General features: G+C 61.1%; 18 protein-coding genes. 9 read left to right on the forward strand and 9 right to left on the reverse strand.

All coding sequences use genetic code 11. From position 1 onward, the window contains the following. Positions 1–5: 5 nt before the first annotated feature. Positions 6–1,385: an iron-containing redox enzyme family protein gene (locus tag CKW11_RS04655; RefSeq protein WP_095136597.1), complete on the reverse strand. Its 1,380-nt coding sequence runs from the start codon at positions 1,383–1,385 to the stop codon at positions 6–8. A gap of 330 nt (positions 1,386–1,715) precedes the next feature. Between CKW11_RS04655 and CKW11_RS04660 the strand changes: the two genes are divergently transcribed. Further along, positions 1,716–2,174 carry a transposase gene (locus CKW11_RS04660; protein WP_095136598.1) on the forward strand — a complete coding sequence of 153 codons (459 nt, stop codon included), beginning with the start codon at positions 1,716–1,718 and terminating at the stop codon, positions 2,172–2,174. A 92-nt stretch (positions 2,175–2,266) separates the two neighbouring features. Here the strand turns inward: CKW11_RS04660 and CKW11_RS04665 are convergent, their stop codons facing one another. After that, a complete protein-coding gene (locus CKW11_RS04665) occupies positions 2,267–3,031 on the reverse strand; it encodes a tellurite resistance TerB family protein (protein WP_095136775.1) in 765 nt (254 codons plus the stop codon). 250 nt (positions 3,032–3,281) lie between these two features. Between CKW11_RS04665 and pcsA the strand changes: the two genes are divergently transcribed. Beyond that, positions 3,282–4,004, forward strand: coding sequence for a phosphatidylcholine synthase (gene pcsA, locus CKW11_RS04670; RefSeq protein ID WP_095136599.1), 723 nt, complete (start codon positions 3,282–3,284; stop codon positions 4,002–4,004). A 137-nt stretch (positions 4,005–4,141) separates the two neighbouring features. Here pcsA and CKW11_RS04675 read toward each other — a convergent pair whose 3' ends face one another. From CKW11_RS04675 to CKW11_RS04690, 4 genes are all read right to left on the reverse strand, one after another. After that, on the reverse strand, positions 4,142–4,954 hold the full coding sequence (locus CKW11_RS04675; RefSeq protein WP_095136600.1) for a class I SAM-dependent methyltransferase: 813 nt from the start codon (positions 4,952–4,954) through the stop codon (positions 4,142–4,144). Between the two features lie 27 nt (positions 4,955–4,981). Further along, the gene (locus tag CKW11_RS04680; RefSeq protein WP_095136601.1) at positions 4,982–5,254 is read right to left on the reverse strand and encodes a DUF4242 domain-containing protein; all 273 of its coding nucleotides are present in this window, start codon (positions 5,252–5,254) and stop codon (positions 4,982–4,984) included. 250 nt (positions 5,255–5,504) lie between these two features. Next, entirely contained in the window at positions 5,505–6,716 is a 1,212-nt protein-coding gene (locus CKW11_RS04685) for a cytochrome c biogenesis protein DipZ (RefSeq protein ID WP_095136602.1), read from the reverse strand. A gap of 26 nt (positions 6,717–6,742) precedes the next feature. Further along, the gene (locus tag CKW11_RS04690) at positions 6,743–7,006 is read right to left on the reverse strand and encodes a DUF2790 domain-containing protein (protein ID WP_095136603.1); all 264 of its coding nucleotides are present in this window, start codon (positions 7,004–7,006) and stop codon (positions 6,743–6,745) included. A 297-nt stretch (positions 7,007–7,303) separates the two neighbouring features. Between CKW11_RS04690 and CKW11_RS04695 the strand changes: the two genes are divergently transcribed. From CKW11_RS04695 to CKW11_RS04710, 4 genes are all read left to right on the forward strand, one after another. After that, on the forward strand, positions 7,304–8,044 hold the full coding sequence (locus CKW11_RS04695) for a response regulator (RefSeq protein ID WP_095136604.1): 741 nt from the start codon (positions 7,304–7,306) through the stop codon (positions 8,042–8,044). Continuing rightward, positions 8,041–9,342, forward strand: coding sequence for an ATP-binding protein (locus CKW11_RS04700; RefSeq protein WP_095136605.1), 1,302 nt, complete (start codon positions 8,041–8,043; stop codon positions 9,340–9,342). Before CKW11_RS04695 ends, CKW11_RS04700 begins: the two co-directional genes overlap by 4 nt. A gap of 310 nt (positions 9,343–9,652) precedes the next feature. Then, positions 9,653–10,699 carry a class I SAM-dependent methyltransferase gene (locus tag CKW11_RS04705; RefSeq protein ID WP_095136606.1) on the forward strand — a complete coding sequence of 349 codons (1,047 nt, stop codon included), beginning with the start codon at positions 9,653–9,655 and terminating at the stop codon, positions 10,697–10,699. A 153-nt stretch (positions 10,700–10,852) separates the two neighbouring features. Further along, entirely contained in the window at positions 10,853–11,695 is an 843-nt protein-coding gene (locus CKW11_RS04710; RefSeq protein WP_095136607.1) for an NAD-dependent protein deacetylase, read from the forward strand. A 124-nt stretch (positions 11,696–11,819) separates the two neighbouring features. On the opposite strand, the gene CKW11_RS04715 is transcribed toward CKW11_RS04710, so the two are convergent. Beyond that, positions 11,820–12,695: a LysR family transcriptional regulator gene (locus CKW11_RS04715; protein ID WP_095136608.1), complete on the reverse strand. Its 876-nt coding sequence runs from the start codon at positions 12,693–12,695 to the stop codon at positions 11,820–11,822. 261 nt (positions 12,696–12,956) lie between these two features. Here CKW11_RS04715 and CKW11_RS04720 point away from each other — a divergent pair, with 261 nt between their 5' ends. Genes CKW11_RS04720 through CKW11_RS04730 form a run of 3 tightly spaced genes read left to right on the forward strand, consistent with a single transcriptional unit; the run spans position 12,957 to position 15,538 of the window. Then, positions 12,957–13,655, forward strand: coding sequence for a CoA transferase subunit A (locus CKW11_RS04720; protein ID WP_095136609.1), 699 nt, complete (start codon positions 12,957–12,959; stop codon positions 13,653–13,655). Between the two features lie 24 nt (positions 13,656–13,679). After that, complete coding sequence (locus CKW11_RS04725; RefSeq protein WP_003226176.1) at positions 13,680–14,345, forward strand: CoA transferase subunit B; 666 nt, start codon at positions 13,680–13,682, stop codon at positions 14,343–14,345. A gap of 11 nt (positions 14,346–14,356) precedes the next feature. After that, positions 14,357–15,538, forward strand: a complete 1,182-nt coding sequence (locus CKW11_RS04730; protein WP_095136610.1) for an acetyl-CoA C-acetyltransferase — start codon at positions 14,357–14,359, stop codon at positions 15,536–15,538. Between the two features lie 226 nt (positions 15,539–15,764). Here the strand turns inward: CKW11_RS04730 and CKW11_RS04735 are convergent, their stop codons facing one another. Beyond that, on the reverse strand, positions 15,765–17,063 hold the full coding sequence (locus CKW11_RS04735) for an Nramp family divalent metal transporter (protein WP_177439980.1): 1,299 nt from the start codon (positions 17,061–17,063) through the stop codon (positions 15,765–15,767). A gap of 164 nt (positions 17,064–17,227) precedes the next feature. After that, on the reverse strand, positions 17,228–17,764 hold the full coding sequence (locus tag CKW11_RS04740; protein WP_095136611.1) for a chalcone isomerase family protein: 537 nt from the start codon (positions 17,762–17,764) through the stop codon (positions 17,228–17,230). Positions 17,765–17,842: the final 78 nt, after the last annotated feature.

Raw genomic sequence — 17,842 nt, forward strand, 5'->3', positions numbered from 1 at the left:
TTTCCTTAGCGCAGACTGGATTTGAGTTCGATGAAGCGACGTGTCGCCAGCAGCCCCGCCGGGTGGGCATGGCGGGCCGGTGCCAACCAAGGGATCAGCGTCGCCATTTGCGCGTGACCGCCCTGACCTTGCAGGGCAGACATCAGGCGCTGCACATCAGGATCGTGTTCGGGCACAGCGGCGTCCGGGGTGGCGACCTGACGGCTGCGCCGTGGCGCTTTGCGTTGGTCGGATGGGGTCCAGTCGCCGGCAATCCAGTTGTGCAGCAGCTGCTTTTCATACGGACTGAACACGCCGAACATCGCCGCACCGTCGCCGTCAATCAGTTGCCAGAAACGGCTGGCTTGCGGATCTTCGTTGCGTTTGATCCAGCCCTTGTCCTGCATCGCTTGAAGAAATCCGGGCAGTTGCTCGGGCGTGGCCAGCCATTGATTGACGGTTTTGCCTTCGAAACGGCAGTAGTCGGAGTGCATGTGCTGACCGAACGGGCGTTTGCGCTCAAGCATCGCCAGCACTTCCTGCTCCAGGTCAAAACCCTCGATGATCGCGCGACTGCCGTGCCCCAGGTCATTGAGTCGATAGCCCAGCGACACCCGGCGCAGAAATTCGTCGCGATCGGCTTCCAGCGGTAGCAGGTCGAGCACGGACTGCACGGCTTTTTGCGCATGGCCGGTGCTGGCGTTGTCGATGGTCACATGCAGGGTGAAGTAGTACGGATCGATGCCCAACTCGCTGAGTTCATAGGCGCTGATCAGCAAGTGCAGCGGCAGTTGTTCGTAGCCGAGGTTGTAGCCGATCACCTCCGGCAGCAAGCTTTCGCCACAGGCGCCGAGTGCCAGTTGCAGTGCACCTTGCAGGTAGCGTTCATCGGCGATGGCGCTGGCGTCCTGCAAACCGTGCTCAGCGAGCAGTTTGCGGTAGATCACCACGTGGTTTTGCGCCGGATTGCCGTCGCCGAGTTCTTCCAGATAGGTACACAGCAACCCATCGAAACGCGGGTCGCGCCACTGCGCCAACAAACCGTACAGCCAAGCACCATCGACCAGTTTGGTCGGCGCCACGGCTTGCAGAAAGTACAGCGCGTGAGCCTTGTTACGGAAGAACTGGCGCGGTCCGCCGGCCTGGCGCTGTTGCAGGTAATCGGCGTACTGCCGGGCAACTTCTGTGCAGTGCTCGGCGACCCAGCCTTGCCACGCCGACGGATCCTGCGGAAGTTCCTCGGGCAACAGCGCGGCGCGCTGCAACTGCTCGGCGAGAAAATCCTGCGCGAGGGTTTCAGGCGCATCCTCAAGCAGCAGTGCCTCATAAATGCGCCGCAGGTCACCGTCGGCAGTGATGGGCTGTTGCTGCGCACTCGGCGCATGCAGAGGGGTCAGGGCAGTCATGTCAGTGTTCTCACTCGGTTAGCCGGTCAGGGCGTTGTTTCACGCCTCTACATCAGCAGAGCAACCGCTACGGAGAAAAATTCAATCGACATGAAAATTACCCTGACGGACGGCCTGATCAGCGTCAGTTCTCTTTCACTTGATCAATTCATCACTTGGTCACTGTAGGAGCTGCCGAAGGCTGCGATCTTTTGATTTTGTCTTTTACGATCAAGATCAAAAGATCGCAGCCTTCGGCAGCTCCTACATTTACATCGTGTAATGGCTTGGGTTCGTGAACTGTCATTGGGCAGCTAGTGTTGAAGGACGATGGTTACAGAGGGCAATGGAATGCCTGAAGCTGCAAAAACCTGCGGTTTACGCAAGGGACGCTATTCGGAGGTTGGGCGGGTTTATTTGCTGACGGCGGTGATTAAGGAACGTCGACCGGTGTTTAGCGACTGGAGAATCGGACGACTGTTGGTTGAACAGATGCGCGCGACAGATGAGGCAGGATTGGTCGTGTCTTTGGCTTGGGTGGTCATGCCGGATCACCTGCATTGGCTGGTTGAACTGAAGCAAGGTTCTTTGGCGCAATTGATGTGTCGTGTAAAGGCAAGAAGTTGCCGGTCAATCAATTTGATTTCCGGTAGACAGGGCGGCCTGTGGCAACGCGGATATCACGACCGCGCTCTGCGTCGCGATGAAGACCTTAAAGTGGCTGCCCGCTACATTGTCATGAATCCATTGCGGGCCGGTCTGGTGCAGCGCTTGGGTGATTACCCGTTATGGGACGCAATCTGGCTTTGAAGAGCAAAAGATCGCAGCCTTCGGCAGCTCCTACATTTGGAACGCTTTTCCCCTGTAGGAGCTGCCGCAGGCTGCGATCTTTTGACTTTGCGTCAGGCAGTGCCCTTGGCCTGCTGTTCCAGATGCACCTGCAATTTCGGGTCAATCCGCAGCGCGGCAGCCAGTTCATCCAGGTAGTTGCGTTCGGCGTCTTGCTGGTCGTCTACCAGGATCACGCTGACCAGATACATTTCGGCGGCCATGGCCTGGTCGCCGTTTGCAGCCGTGGCGACTTCGTTGGCGTCCAGCGGTTTGGCAACTTCAGCGTTAAACCATTGCTGCAATTGTGGATCGTCGGTGTGTTTGCCAATCTCTTCATCGATCATCTGCCGTTCCCGGGCGTCAATCTCACCGTCAGCCTTGGCTGCGGCGATCAGCGCCCGCAGTACGGCATGACCGTGTTCTTCAACTTCGGGTCCGGCCAGCAGATTGGCCGTTTGCGGGATCTGTTGTGGCGCCGCCGAGGCCTGACTGCGTTGCCAGGCCTGATACGCCTGGAACGCCATCATCCCCAGCGAGGCCAGTGCCGCATAATTGGTGCCGCCGGAACGGTTTTGCGTACCGCCGCCGAGTGCTCCGCCAAGTGCACCGCCCAGGCCACCACCGCTACCGCCGCCGAGCAGGCCACCGAGCAAACCACCCAAACCGCCCAGCCCACCGGACTGCGCCGCTCTACCGCCGGAGCCTGCACCGCCACCCAGCAGACCGCCAAGCAAGCCGCCCAATCCACCCAGCCCACCGGCGGCCGGGCCAGCACCTTGTTGTCCCGCCGAGGCCTGGCCCCGTAGCAGCTGTTCGAGCAAATCGCTGGTGTTCATGATCTCGTCCTCAGCCATTGGCAATACATGCGTCAGGCAACAATAGACTGCCGACGCTGGCGCGCCAGCACCGTTTGGCTGACGCTGGAAGATTTCGCCGAGGTATTTTTCGAGCGGCGAGCTAAGATTCAAAGGTGGTGAACCTTATCCCGGCCAAACCGGTCGATAGCTGCAACCCCGACCCGGTTTGCCGGCGCCCTTTGCCCGAGGGTGATACCCGGCATGCTTCATTTTTCTGGAGAACGCCCCTGTGATATCGACCGTACACATCGCCAGGCTCAAAGCATGGGGCGCCCATGGTTTTACCGCGACCGGCGTGGTCACTGCATTTCTGGCGACCCTCGCCCTGCTGGAGAACCAGCCGACCCACTGTCTGATGTGGCTGGGCGTGGCGCTGATCGTCGACGGTCTCGACGGGGCGCTCGCACGCAAGGTCAATGTGCAGTCGGTACTGCCGAGTTTCGACGGCTCGATCCTCGATCTGGTGATCGATTACCTGACCTACGTGTTCATTCCGGCGCTGTTCATCTATCGCTACATTCCCCTGCCCGATTACACCCTGCTGCTGAGCGTGTCGCTGATTCTGGTGTCGTCGCTGTTCTGTTTCTGCAACGTCAACATGAAGAGCAAGGACAACTATTTCGTCGGCTTCCCCGCCGCGTGGAACGTGGTTGCCCTGTGCCTGTACATCATCAATCCGGGGCCGTGGATCACCTTTCTGACCATCATCGGTCTGGCGCTGCTGACCGTCACCCGCATGAAGTTCCTGCACCCGTTCCGCGTACGCCGGTTCATGCCGATCAACATCGCGGTGACAGCAATCTGGCTACTGTGCAGCCTGTCGCTGGTGCTCAATCACCCGGTGATCAATCCGCTGGTGATGGGTTTGTGGCTGCTGGCGTCGGCGTACTTTCTGGGGATCTGTATCTGGCGTACGGCGCTGGAGTGGTTTGATGGGGCGCACCTGAAATAGGCCCGATCACCATACCCAAAACCTGTGGGAGCGGGCTTGCTCGCGAATGCGTCTGTCCAGTCGATAACTCTGTCTACTGACCCACCGCATTCGCGAGCAAGCCCGCTCCCACAGGGGTTTGGCATGATTCTGAACATTCAGCGTTTGGTGATGACCACCTCCAGATACTCGCTCGGCACCACCAGCGACTTCTCTCCCACCCGGTTCGAACGGTTCAGCAGATCCGCCAGATCACTTTCCAGCGCCTGCCCGCTTTCCGGAGGCAATGCCGCAAAGGCCTTGTGCACCGGCCCGTACCAGTGGCGGAAAATGTCGATGAAGTGCGCCGCCGAGCGATAGCGGAAATTGAAGGTGCGGCGGGTGACCTGCAGCAGAAATTCACGCTCATCGAAGTGGCTGTGCAGCCACGCTTCGGTGCCCCAGTTCGACGGCGGCTGGGCCACGGCGGGGGGCGGCACGTGGCGACCGAGAACCTTGAACATCTGGCCGACGAAACCTTCCGGCGTCCAGTTCGCCAGACCGATGCGTCCGCCCCTTCGGCAGACCCGCGCCAGTTCCGCCGCCGCAGTCGCCTGATCCGGGGCAAACATCACGCCGAAGGTCGACAGCACCGCGTCGTAACTCTCATCGGCAAATGGCAACGCTTCAGCATCGGCGACCTGAAAAATTACATCCAGATGTTCGGCCCGCGCCCGATCCTGTCCGCGCTCCAGCAGCGCCGCCACATAGTCGGTCGAGGTCACCTGACAACCACGTCGCGCCGCCGCCAGTGTTGCATTGCCGTTGCCGGCGGCAACGTCCAGCACCTGCTCGTCATAGCGCAGGTCGCAAGCCTCGGCGAGATTTTCGCCGACGATTTGCAAGGTGGTACCGATCACCGCGTAATCGCCGCTGGCCCAGGCGACTTTCTGGCGCTCTTTCAAAGCCGTCAGATCAATGGCAGTACTCATCAATCGTGCTCCGCAAGTTGGAGAAATTCACTCGGCCGTGGTCGGGTCGATGACCGTCATCACCCGCGCCACACTGTCAGCCGGGAATCCACCCAGCCTGGCGTGCTCGCGCACCTGTTCTTCGTCAGGGGCGATGTAGACGCAATAGATTTTGTCGGCCGTGACGTAACTCTGCAGCCACTGCACCTCTGGCCCGAGGTCACGCAACACTTGGCAGGAGGTTTGCGACACGGCTTTGAGTTCTTGCTCCGACAGCTTTCCGGCCCCTGGAATCTCGCGTTCAATCACGAATTTCGGCATGGCAACCTCGCGTTCTTTTTATCAGCGACAGGGTCGGCAGTGGCCCTGCTTGTGCACTATCGCGCCGAGGGGCGATGGCGTCCCTGCCAATCGTCCGAAGAGCCCGGAAAACCGCGGCCGGGCCGATGAATGGCGGCTTTTTGTAAAGGCCTCGAAACACTCTCGGGATTGCCATGGCACGCGGGCAATCAGGTCGGACGAACAATGGCTCACGATTCGCGACCTGTGAGCCATTGATGAGTGTCGACACTTACGCCGCCGGTGCCTTGGCCTCCTCCAGCAACTGACGGATCATCTGCTCCTGCGTCTGGTAGCCGCCCTCGCCGAAATGGCTGTAACGCACCTGCCCTTTGGCATCGATCAGGTAATGCGCCGGCCAGTACTGATTGTCGAAATTGCGCCAGATCGCATAGTTGTTGTCGATCGCCACCGGGTAAGTGATGCCGAGTTTCTGCACCTGCTCCCTGACGTTTTCGATGATCCGTTCGTAGCCGTATTCCGGGGTGTGCACGCCGATCACCAGCAAGCCGTCTTTGGCGTATTTTTTCTCCCACTCTTTAACGTACGGCAGGGTGTGCTGGCAGTTGATGCAGTCGTAAGTCCAGAAATCCACCAGCACCACTTTGCCGCGCAGATCCTCAGCGTTCAACGCGGGTGAGTTGAGCCATTGCACCGCTCCGGACAGCGACGGCATGCTGCCCTGGCCTGTCTCCATCGGCGAGTCCGCGCGGACTTTGCTGACCAGGTAATCGAGCACTTTCGGTACGTTCTGCAGCACGCGGGTCTCGATGCCGGCGAGGCCTTCGGACGAGGTGCCGGCCAACAGGGTTTTGTCGGTGCCGGTCGCAATCAGCGCCGCGGCACCGAGCACCGCAACCCCGGCGCCACGGCGCAGCCAGCCGGTGAAGGGAATCGACGGCTTGAGCCGGTTGACCAGGCCCCGCCCGGCAAAAATCAAAATCCCCAGCGACAATGCACTGCCGGCGCCATAAGCCAGCAACAGCAGGCTGGTCTGCGCGTTGGCACCTTGCAGCATGGCGCCGGTGAGGATTACCCCGAGAATCGGCCCCGCACACGGTGCCCACAACAAACCTGTGGCCACGCCGAGCATGAGCGAGGTGAGCGGCCCGGACTTCTTGCGCATGTCGGGGTCAAGGCGATTGCCGAGCCAAACAAACGGTCGCGCCAGCCAGTCGCCGACCCGCGCCGAGATCAGCGACAGGGCGAACAGCGCCATCACCCCCAACGCGACGTGGCGTCCGGAATTACTGGCCTGAATCACCCATTCGCTGCTGACCACCGCCAGGCTGGAAATCAGCGCAAAGGTCAGCGCCATGCCAACCAGAGTCAGCAGGATCGACGAGCGCTGGCGCTGGGCACCGGCAAACAGGAACGGCACCACCGGCAGGATGCACGGGCTGAGGACGGTCAGCAGACCGCCGACAAATGCGATCAAGTACATAAGTTTCACTCCGAAAAAGGGCTCACTCAGTTCTCGTTGTTGCAGCCATCGGCGAATTTGCGGTAATCCAGCACCTGGGTTTTTCCGGCCGAATCCAGGTACGTCATGCGCGCATCGATAATGCCGCAGGTCAGCGAGTTGTCCTCGGTCATCGACAGCACTTTCTGGATGTCCAGGTGCGTGCCGTAGGTGTAGGTGTGCGGGCTGACATCGGCTTCGGCGCGGGCCGACAGGGTGCAGATGTTCAGGGCGGCGAACAGGCAGGCGGCGACAACGGTTTTGTGCGTCATGGTGGTTTCCTCAAGGCTTGTATGGGTTGAGCCGAGGCAAGCTGTGTGGGCCTCGATGGAGCCTATTTGAAGCGCTTGAGGTATCGCGTCTGTGTCAGGAAACGGTCGCTATCAATCGCTGTGTATCTCTGCCGCCCCGAGATACACAGCGATACAAAACCCTGAAAAAAATCGCGCTTTTGCGTGTGTATGTATCCGTCACGGCGCCAGATACACTGCAATACAAACCCGGGCAGGCAAGCCGGCGCAGGCTCGATAGACTGCATCGCATTGCCCTTTGATAGAGGTTCTGCACCGATGGAACATGTCGATCACATTCTCATCGTCGACGACGACCGCGAGATCCGCGAGCTGGTCGGCAATTACCTGAAGAAGAACGGTCTGCGCACCACTGTGGTCGCCGATGGCCGGCAGATGCGCAGTTTTCTCGAAGCCAACACCGTTGACCTGATTGTGCTCGACATCATGATGCCCGGCGACGATGGCCTGCAGCTGTGCCGCGAATTGCGCGTGGGCAAACACAAGGCCACACCGGTGCTGATGCTCACGGCGCGCAACGATGAAACCGACCGCATCATCGGCCTGGAAATGGGCGCCGACGATTACCTGACCAAGCCGTTCGCCGCTCGTGAGTTGCTGGCGCGAATCAACGCGGTGTTGCGGCGCACGCGAATGCTGCCGCCGAATCTGGTGGTCAGCGAAAGCGGCCGGCTGCTGGCCTTCGGCCGTTGGCAACTGGACACCTCGGCCCGGCATCTGCTGGACAATGACGGCACGCTGGTCGCCCTCAGTGGCGCCGAATATCGCTTGTTGCGGGTGTTTCTCGATCATCCGCAGCGGGTGCTCAGCCGTGATCAATTGCTCAACCTGACCCAGGGCCGCGAGGCCGATCTGTTCGACCGTTCGATTGATCTGCTGGTCAGCCGTTTGCGCCAACGCCTGCTCGATGATGCGCGTGAGCCGGCCTACATCAAGACCGTGCGCAGCGAGGGTTATGTGTTCTCGCTGCCGGTGGAGATCCTCGGGGCCTCGGCATGAGCCTCAAGCTGCATTGGCCACGCACCCTGGCTTCGCGGTTGTCGCTGATCTTTCTGGTCGGGCTGATCCTCGCCCAGGGCCTGTCGTTTGGCGCGCAGTATTACGAGCGCTACCAAAGCGCCCGCAGCACCATGCTCAACAATCTGCAAAACGACGTCTCGACGTCGATTGCGATTCTCGACCGCTTGCCCGCAGAGGAACGTCCCGCCTGGCTCACCCGGCTGGCTCGGGCCAATTACAATTATCTGCTGAGCGAGGGTGAACCAGGGGAGCCGCTGGACGCGGGCGAGATGCCGGTAGCCGGTACCTCGATCAGCGCCGCGATCGGTGATGCCTACCCGCTGACCTTCACCCGGTTCCGCGAGGAGAAAAAACACTTTCAGGGGCATTTGCGCCTCAGCGACGGCAGCCCGCTGACCATCGATGTGCGTCCGGCCATGCCTCCCCTGTCGCCGTGGCTGCCGGGGGTATTGCTCGGGCAACTGGCGCTGCTGATCGCCTGTACCTGGCTGGCGGTGCGCATCGCGATCCGCCCCCTCGCCCGCCTCGCCAACGCCGTGGAAAGCCTCGACCCCAATGCCCATCCAGTGATGCTCGACGAACACGGCCCGACCGAAGTGGCCTACGCCGCCCGGGCCTTCAACGCGATGCAGGCGCGCATCGCTGCATACCTGAAGGAGCGCATGCAACTGCTGGCGGCGATTTCCCATGACCTGCAAACCCCGATCACCCGCATGAAGCTGCGTGCAGAGTTCATGGACGACTCGGTCGAGAAAGACAAACTGTGGAACGACCTCGGCGAGATGGAGCACCTGGTGCGCGAGGGCGTGGCGTATGCCCGCAGCATCCACGGCTCGACCGAGGAAAGCCGGCGTACCGACCTCGATTCGTTCCTCGACAGTCTGGTGTTCGACTATCAGGACATGGGCAAGGACGTGCAGCTGAGCGGCAAGAGCGCCGCGGTGATCGATACCCGCCCCCAGGCCCTGCGCCGGGTGCTGGTGAATCTGACCGACAACGCACTGAAATTCGCCGGCGCGGCGCAGTTGCAGGTCGACACCGACGACGGTCTCTGCATCAGAATCCTCGATCGCGGGCCCGGCATTGCCGAAGCCGAGTTGCAACAGGTCATGCATCCGTTCTACCGGGTGGAAAACTCGCGCAACCGCAGCACTGGCGGCACCGGCCTGGGCCTGGCGATCGCCCAGCAACTGGCCATGGCCCTCGGCGGATCGCTGACCCTGAGCAACCGCGAGGGCGGAGGCCTGTGCGCGGAGTTGAAATTGCCCCTGCGCTGACCCCCACACCAATCCCCTGTGGGAGCGGGCTTGCTCGCGAAAGCGGTGTGTCAGCCCCTGATGCATCGACTGACCCACTGCTTTCGCGAGCAAGTCGAATCTTCGTACCGCCGCTCCCACATTGAAATTTGCACGGGGCACAAACACTGCATCTTGCCCCAGCACGACTAGACTGATTCATGACCCAGTCGAGGGGGAATGCAGGACGACGTCTGCTGTGCCCTGCCCACTTCTGTGACCACCGCCCTGCGGCCCATGCCTCGACAACGTTTTGCCACCGGACGGTGATCCTGTATCAGGAGCACTCGTGATGGACGAAACAAGACTCAACGCTTTCATGGGCAAGCTGGTCAACGACATGGGCGGCGCCGCGATGCTGGCGAACGTCATCGTTGGCGAAGAACTCGGGCTGTACCGGGCGATGGCCGACAGTCAACCGGTCACCCCGCAAGCCCTCGCCGAAAAAACCACCTGCAACCCGCGTCTGGTGCGCGAATGGCTCAGCGCGCATGTCGCGTCCGGCTACATGGAACATCACGATGGTCAGTTTCGGTTGCCGGAAGAGCAGGCGCTGGCACTGGCCGTGGAAGACTCGCCGGTGTACGTCGCCGGCGGACTCGGTGTGGTGGCCTCGTTTTTCCACGACAAGGACAAACTGGTCAAAGCCATGCGCGGCAACGGCGCCCTGCCCTGGGGCGATCACCATCCGTGCATGTTCAGCGGCACCGAACGCTTCTTTCGTCCCGGCTACAAAGGTCACTTGATCGCAGAATGGCTGCCGGCGCTGGACGGCGTGGTCGCCAAACTCGAAGCAGGCGCCAAAGTCGCCGACATCGGCTGCGGCCACGGTGCCTCGACGGTGATCATGGCCCAGGCCTATCCCAACTCGCGCTTCGTCGGTTTCGATTATCACGCGCCGTCGATCACCGTCGCCACTCAGCGCGCCGAAGAAGGCGGCGTCAGCAGCCGGGCAAAATTCTTCCAGAACAACGCCAAAAGCTACCCCGGCGACGACTATGACCTGATCTGCTATTTCGACTGTCTGCACGACATGGGCGACCCGGTCGGCGCCGCACGGCATGCGTTCGAATCATTGAAAGTCGACGGCACGGTGCTGCTGGTCGAGCCGTTCGCCAATGATGCGCTGGACGACAACATCAACCCGGTCGGACGCCTGTTTTACGCGGCCTCGACCTTTATCTGCACGCCGAATTCGCTGTCACAGGAAGTTGGCCTGGGGCTGGGTGCGCAGGCCGGTGAAATGCGCTTGCGCAAGGTGTTTACCGAGGCCGGGTTCAAGCATTTTCGCCGGGCGACGCAGACGCCGTTCAATCTGATACTGGAGGCGCGCAAGTAAATTACCGCTATCACCGGTGGCGAGGGAGCTTGCTCCCGTCGGATTGCAAAGCGAGCCCAAAAACAGGCCTGCTGCGCAGTCCAGCGGGAGCAAGCTCCCTCGCCACACGGTTAATGCTAACCTGCGGGCATCGTCCTCCCCGGAGTGCTGACCATGCTCGACAGCCCGACCCGCGAACACCTCGACACCCTGCACCAGGCCATGGCCGATGGCGATTTCCTGGTGCTGACCGGCGCCGGTATCAGCACGCCGTCGGGCATCCCGGATTACCGCGACAGCGAAGGTGTGCGCCGTGGCCGGCAGCCGATGATGTATCAGGAATTTCTCGCTGCCCCGGAATCCCGTCGTCGCTATTGGGCACGGGCCATGCTCGGTTGGCCACGGGTGCGCCAGGCGCGGCCCAATGCGGCGCATACAGCACTGGCCGAGTTGCAGCGCCAGGGGCGAATCAGCGACTTGATCACGCAGAACGTCGACACCCTGCACGATCAGGCCGGTAGTCAGAACGTGATCGAACTGCATGGCAGCCTGCACTGGGTGCTGTGCCTGGATTGCGGCCAGCGCAGTGCGCGCGATGACATTCAACAGCGGATGGTCGAGCAGAATCCGTACCTGGCCGGGGTCGACGCGGTGCAGGCGCCGGACGGCGATACCCTGCTCGACCCGGCGTTCGAAGCACGCTTTCAGACACCACAATGCCCTTATTGCGCAGGCGAGCGGATGAAGCCGGACGTGGTGTTTTTCGGTGAGAACGTGGCGCAGCCAACGGCAGCGCGGGCTATGGCCGCAGCGGAAAAAGCCGAGGGTTTGCTGGTGGTGGGGTCGTCGCTGATGGCGTATTCGGCATTTCGTCTGTGCCGGGTGATCGCCGATCGCGGCAAGCCGTTGCTGGCGATCAATCTGGGCAAGACTCGCGCCGATGATCTGCTGGATCTGAAGATCGAGGCGTCATGCGAACAGCTGCTGCCGTTGCTGGTGCAACGCCTGACGTCCTGAGTCCACAAATCCCCTGTGTAGGAGCTGCCGCAGGCTGCGATCTTTTGACTTTGTTTTTTAGAAGCAAGATCAAAAGATCGCAGCCTTCGGCAGCTCCTACAGGGATGGGATCTCAGTTCAGGGATCAGTGTTCGGCTTTGAGGATATCGAACAGTGCCTGCGCCGCTGCCGACAGCTCATTGCCTGGTTCCGTGAGCACACCAATCGCCCGCTCCACCGAATCATTCAAGGTCAGGCAACAGGCGCCCAGCTCCTGCATCTGCTCGGCACACAACGCCGGCACCGCGCTGACCCCCAGTCCGCTGGCGACCATGCGCCCAACGGTTGCCAGTTGATGACTTTCAAACTCCACCGGCAGTTTCATGCCCCGGGCCTGCAAGTGTTCTTCGAGCATTACCCGCACCGTCGACGGCCGTTGCAGGGTGATGAACGGTTCCTGCAGCAGGGTCTGCCAGTCGATCTCCGTGCGCTCGGCCAACGTGGAATCCTGCGGCACCACTGCGACGAAGCGATCGATGTACAGCGGGGTGAACGTCAGCGAGGTGTTCTGCATCGGTTCGAACGCCACACCCAGCTCAACGTGCCGGTCGCGAACCATTTCCAGCACTTGCTCGTTGATCACGTCGTTGACTGTGACGTTGACGTTCGGATAGCGCGCGCGAAAGGTCTTGAGGATCGGCGGCAGCAGGTTGCCGGCAAACGACGGCATCGCCGCCAGCGTCACCCGCCCGCGCTGCAGGCTGAAGCGCTGGCGCATTTCGTCTTCGGCGTTGTCCCAGTCGGCAATCAGACGCCGGGCCAGCGGCAGCAGCGATTCGCCCTCGGCGGTCAGCGCCACATTGCGCGTGTTGCGGCTGAACAACCGCCCGCCCAGCCCCTCCTCCAACGCCTTGATGGTCAGGCTCAGCGCCGATTGCGACAGGTGCAGACGCTCGCAGGCCACGGCGAAGCTCAGGCTCTGGGCGACAGCGAGGAAAGCACGGATCTGTTTGATGGTCATACTGGATACCTTACCGTTTCAACGTCGTACCCACTGTAGGAGCTGCCGCAGGCTCGGGCCGCGTTCGGACGATCTTTTGATCTTGATCTTTAAACAAAATCAAAAGATCGCAGCCTGCGGCAGCTCCTACAGGGAAAACACCAACTATTGAGCTTTATCAATCAATCGACCTTAAAAATCAACTTAACAAATATATCCTCCAGCGAGACACTCCAGTCATTCGGCTAGCCAGCCGCCCGACAAACAATAAAAGAGGTGCATATGGCAGGTTTCGACAAGCGCGTGAGTTCCTACGAGGAAGCCATGGCGGGTCTTGAAGACGGCATGACCGTGATCGCCGGCGGCTTCGGCCTGTGCGGCATCCCGGAAAACCTGATCGCCGAGATCAAGCGCAAGGGCACCCGCGACCTCACCGTGGTTTCCAACAACTGCGGCGTCGACGGTTTCGGCCTCGGTGTACTGCTTACCGACCGCCAGATCAGCAAAGTCATCGCCTCCTACGTCGGCGAAAACAAACTGTTCGAAGAGCAACTGCTCAAGGGCGACATCGAAGTCATCCTGACCCCGCAAGGCACCCTCGCCGAAAAAATGCGCGCAGGCGGCGCCGGCATCCCGGCCTTCTTCACCGCCACCGGCGTCGGCACCCCGGTCGCCGAAGGCAAGGAAGTACGTGAATTCAAAGGGCGCAAGTACCTGATGGAAGAGTCCATCACCGGCGACTTCGCCATTGTCAAAGGCTGGAAAGCCGACCATTTCGGTAATGTCATCTACCGTCACACCGCGCAGAACTTCAACCCGCTGGCGGCCACCGCCGGCAAGATCACCGTGGTCGAAGTCGAAGAAATCGTCGAGCCCGGCGAGCTGGATCCGTCGCAGATCCACACCCCCGGCATCTACGTCGACCGGGTCATTTGCGGCACGTTCGAAAAGCGCATCGAACAGCGCACCATCCGCAAATAATCCAGGCTGACGGAGAATAAAAACATGGCACTTACCCGCGAACAAATGGCTCAGCGCGTCGCCCGCGAAATGCAGGACGGCTACTACGTGAACCTCGGCATCGGCATTCCGACCCTGGTCGCCAACTACATTCCCGAAGGCATGGAAGTCATGCTGCAATCGGAAAACGGCCTGCTCGGCATGGGTCCGTTTCCGACTGAAGACACCATTGATGCCGACATGATCAACGCCGGCAAACAGACCGTCACCGCGCGTATCGGCGCATCGATCTTCAACTCCGCCGAATCCTTCGCGATGATCCGTGGCGGGCATGTCGACCTGACCGTGCTAGGCGCGTTCGAAGTCGACGTCGAAGGCAACATCGCCTCGTGGATGATTCCCGGCAAACTGGTCAAGGGCATGGGCGGCGCGATGGATCTGGTGGCGGGCGCCGACAACATCATCGTGATCATGACCCACGCCTCCAAGGACGGTGAGTCGAAACTGTTGGCCAAGTGCAGCCTGCCGCTGACCGGCGCCGGCTGCATCAAGCGGGTGCTGACCGACCTCGCCTATCTGGAAATCGAAAATGGCGCTTTTGTCCTCAAGGAACGCGCACCTGGCGTCAGCGTCGAGGAAATCGTCGCCAAAACCGCTGGTAAACTGATCGTCCCGGATCACGTACCGGAAATGCAGTTCGCTGCCCAGTGAGGAATTCGAAAATGCAAGACGTCGTAATTGTTGCCGCCACCCGCACCGCGATCGGCAGTTTCCAGGGTTCGCTGGCCAGCGTGTCCGCGGTGGATCTGGGCGCTGCGGTGATTCGCCAGCTGCTCGAACAGACCGGTCTGGACGGTGCGCAGGTCGATGAAGTGATCATGGGCCAGGTGCTGACCGCCGGCGCCGGCCAGAACCCGGCGCGTCAGGCCGCGATCAAGGCCGGCCTGCCCCACGCCGTGTCGGCCATGACCCTGAACAAGGTCTGCGGCTCGGGCCTGAAAGCCCTGCACCTGGGCGCACAAGCGATCCGTTGCGGTGATGCCGAGGTGATCATCGCCGGCGGTCAGGAGAACATGAGCCTGTCCAACTATGTGATGCCGGGCGCACGCACCGGCCTGCGCATGGGTCACGCGCAAATCGTCGACACCATGATCAGCGATGGCCTGTGGGATGCGTTCAACGATTACCACATGGGCATCACTGCCGAGAATCTGGTCGATAAATATGAGATCAGCCGCGAGCAGCAGGACGCCTTCGCCGCCGCCTCGCAACGCAAAGCCGCTGCGGCCATTGAAGCCGGACGCTTTGTCGATGAGATCACCCCGATCCTGATCCCGCAGCGCAAAGGTGATCCGGTGGCGTTCAAGGTTGATGAGCAACCGCGTGGCGATACCACCGCCGAATCGCTGGCGAAACTGCGTCCGGCGTTCAAGAAGGACGGCAGCGTCACCGCCGGTAATGCTTCGTCGCTGAACGACGGCGCCGCTGCAGTGATCCTGATGAGCGCCGAAAAGGCCAAGGCCCTGGGCTTGCCGGTGCTGGCGAAAATCGCCGCGTATGCCAACGCCGGTGTTGACCCGGCAATCATGGGTATCGGCCCGGTTTCGGCCACCCGCCGCTGCCTCGACAAGGCGGGCTGGAACATCGGCCAACTGGACCTGATCGAAGCCAACGAAGCCTTCGCTGCGCAATCGCTGGCAGTGTCCAAGGATCTGCAATGGGATCTGGACAAGGTCAACGTCAACGGCGGCGCCATCGCCCTCGGTCACCCGATCGGTGCGTCGGGCTGCCGCGTGCTGGTGACGCTGCTGCACGAAATGATCAAGCGTGATGCGAAGAAAGGTCTCGCGACCCTGTGCATCGGCGGCGGTCAGGGTGTGGCGCTGGCGCTGGAACGCGCTTAACCCCCGAGTTCACAGCGGGCGGTGGATCCACGACATCCGCTGCTCGCTGGCAACAAAAAACCCGGTGCGACTTACGCTGTACCGGGTGTTTTTTTGCCCATTCAAAATCTTCTTTGAATGGGCCTCCCTCTTCGCGAGCAAGCCCGCTCCCACAGGGGAATGCTTTCCAGGGTGGGAGCGGGCTTGCTCGCGAAGGGGCCAGCTCAGGCAACAGAAAAACCAGGGCTCACACCACCATCTGCAGAATCAACCACGCATTCGCCCCACTGATCACCGCAAACAGCCCCCACGCCAGCACCCGGGTCGGCAGCCGGTTCACAAACGGCCCCATCAGTTGCTTGTCGCTGGTCATGCGGATCAGCGGGTACAGCGCAAACGGCAGTTGCAGGCTCAGTACCACCTGACTCAGCACCAGCAGTTTGCCCACCGCGTTATCGCCCATCAGCCACACGCCGATGAACGCCGGAATCAACGCCAGCCCCCGGGTGATCAAGCGCCGCTGCCAGCAGGGAATCCGCAGGTTCAGATACCCCTCCATGATCACTTGCCCGGCGATGGTCCCGGTGAACGTCGAACTCTGCCCCGACGCCAGCAACGCCACGCCGAACAGCACACTGGCCAGCGCGCCGCCGACCAGTGGGTCGAGCAGGTGGTAGGCGTCCTGAATATCCACCACATCGGTATGCCCGGACTGGTGGAACGCGGCGGCCGCCAGAATCAGAATCGCCGCGTTGACCAGCAGCGCCAGCGCCAGCGAACCGATGGTGTCGATGCGCGCCAGGCGCACCGCGTCTTGCTTGCTGGCCAGATCCTTGCCGATCATCCGCGTCTGCACGATCGAAGTGTGCAGGTAGAGGTTGTGCGGCATCACCGTGGCGCCGAGGATGCCGATTGCCAGGTACAACGGCGCGGCATCGCTGATCGCCGAGAGCGACGGTTTGAACCCGGCGAACACGTCCGGCCAGTAAGGTTTGATCAGCACCAGTTCGACGAAGAAACACACGCCGATGGTCGCCACCAGCACCAGCATGATCGCCTCCAGCCGACGGAAGCCACGATTTTGCAGGGCCAGTACCAGCAGCGTGTCGAAGGCGGTCAGGGCAATGCCGAAGGTCAGCGAACAGCCGAGCAACAAGTGGAATGCCAGGGCGCAGCCGAGCACTTCCGCCAGATCAGTGGCGATGATCGAGACTTCCGCCAGCACCCATTGCAGGCGTGCGGTCGGGGTGCTGTAGCGCTCGCGGGACAATTGCGCGAGATCGCGGCCGGTGGCGATGCCCAGCCGCGAGCACAGGCACTGCACGACCATCCCCGCCAGACTCGCCAGCAACACCACGAACAGCAGGCTGTAACCAAAACGCGAACCGGCTTCGATGGCAGTCGCCCAGTTGCCCGGGTCCATGTAGCCGATCGACACCAGCAAGCCAGGCCCAGCAAACCGCAGCACGCGTTTGAAGAACGAAGCGTTCGGATCCACCGCGACACTGCCGGCCACTTCCGGCGGGCAGAACGGCGCGGTGGCGATTTTGGGTAAGCTGAATTTCACGCACACATCCAGAAACAAGTTCGAAAGACGCAGCTTAGAGGTTTCAGCTTCAGGCTTGAAGAGCAAAAGATCGCAGCCTTCGGCAGCTCCTACATTGGAATGCGTAGCCTGTAGGAGCTGCCGAAGGCTGCGATCTTTTGCTCTTACCGACTCACACCCAGTAACTGCTGACGCAACTCAGGGTTACGGGTACGCGGATCCAGCCAGATATCGAAAAACGCCCGGGCAAACTGCGGATCATCGATTTCATGCTGCAACTGCTGGCCGACAAAAAACCGCGCGCCCTGCCCCGGCAGATACACGCCGGTAATCCGCGTGCCGGCCTGCACATCGACGAACGATTGCTGCATTTGTTCTCGCCACCTGGCCAGTTGCGCAGGACTGACGCCTGCGCCTGCCAGCCGTTTGATTTCATCGACACTGGCCTGCACCAGATCATCACGGGAGATCTTGCGTCGGTAGATCAGCTCCAGAGCGAACGGCTGTTCGGTGGACAACGGACGTGCCGCGCTCCACAACCGCGCGTTGTAGACGTCGAAGCCGAACACACTGAAATCGCCGGTGCCGATGATTTGCGCGCCGGGCACGGCGTCCTGCCAATTGGCCCAGGTCGGCGTCAGCAACAGCGCCCACAAGCCAATGCCACACACCCCACGCATCACTTTTGATGGTTTTCTCATCGCGGCATCGACTCCGGTAAACCCTGATTTTCAGAGCATAGCGGATATCATCCACACACTTTGTATACAAAAATTGTC

It is taken from the genome of Pseudomonas sp. Irchel s3a10 (assembly GCF_900187525.1).
Classification (GTDB): domain Bacteria; phylum Pseudomonadota; class Gammaproteobacteria; order Pseudomonadales; family Pseudomonadaceae; genus Aquipseudomonas; species Aquipseudomonas koreensis_G.